Origin of the sequence: Microbacterium sp. BF1, assembly GCF_019279095.1 — a bacterium.
GTDB lineage: Bacteria > Actinomycetota > Actinomycetes > Actinomycetales > Microbacteriaceae > Microbacterium > Microbacterium maritypicum.
In genome coordinates this window covers 1-957 of record NZ_JAGYWT010000706.1, presented here as the reverse complement: position 1 = coordinate 957, position 957 = coordinate 1, and the positions used below count along the sequence as shown (strand labels likewise).

The 957-nt window shown below is 59.1% G+C and carries 1 pseudogene; it reads right to left on the bottom strand.

Annotated features, from left to right (window positions below):
• Window positions 1-770: pseudogene (locus KZA10_RS16200) on the bottom strand (Fic family protein); the annotation flags it as partial.
• Window positions 771-957 lie beyond the last annotated feature (187 nt).

Here is a 957-nt window from a genome sequence, read left to right as displayed (position 1 = left end):
TGGTCATACCCGAACATGAAGTGGGTGATGATCGCGCGGACAATGGGAGGGATGTAGGGCGATTCGGACGACGAGCCGTTCGCGAAGGCGCTGAGCTCTCCTAGGCGATCGGGAAGCTCCTCTGCCGGAGGTGGTATGTGAACTTGGACCTCCCCTGCCCAAACGCTTACTCGCTCGTGCTCAGGAGTTTCGATGCGTCCGGCACCTGCGGGGTCGCTCAGGGTTCCTTCGGTAAGGATTCGGTGCAGTTCAAGAATCCACCCGGGCGTGAGCGGGTCACTCGAGAGCTCGGTGACCTGGCGCATAGCGCGGTAGTTGTTGAGGATCATTCGTTCGGACTTAGTCCGCGGGTCTCGTCCAGTGCTCAGGAGCTCCACGGCGACCCGCCGGGTCGTAGAAGCGCCTTCAAGTTGACTCGATGTGATCGCTTCTTCAACGAGAGATCGAACAATGAACTGATCGCGGCCGCCCGGGGTCATGGCAGTGCCGCCCCCGGCTACGCTGCCTCCGGCTCTGCGTCCGATCTCCTCGGTGAGTTGCAGAACTTCGTCGGTCATCGCGAAGGTGAAGGACGATCCGTCCTTTGCTCGCAACGGCACCGTTCGCATCTGGGCACTGCGCTGGAGCTTGAGCCGAAACCACCACTCATCATGAGTGAGGCCGTCTGGCGGAGTCCGGCGGATCAACTGCTCCCAGTGGAGGTAGCGCGAGTCGTCCAGTGGAGGGGTGAACAGGAGCCCACGCACACTATCGGCGTCCTTGTTGAGCACACGTGACTGAAGTTCAACAAGATCTGGAGCCGGATGACGTAGCGGCATGAGTCGATGTCCTCCTGTTCAAAGCATGACAAAACAAAAGACTTGTCTTCTTTTGCTATCTAACTGTACTGCCGAAGAGCGTCAACGAAGCAGGAAGAGACGAGCGGGCATGTTACGGAAAACCCGAATCGGAGTGTCC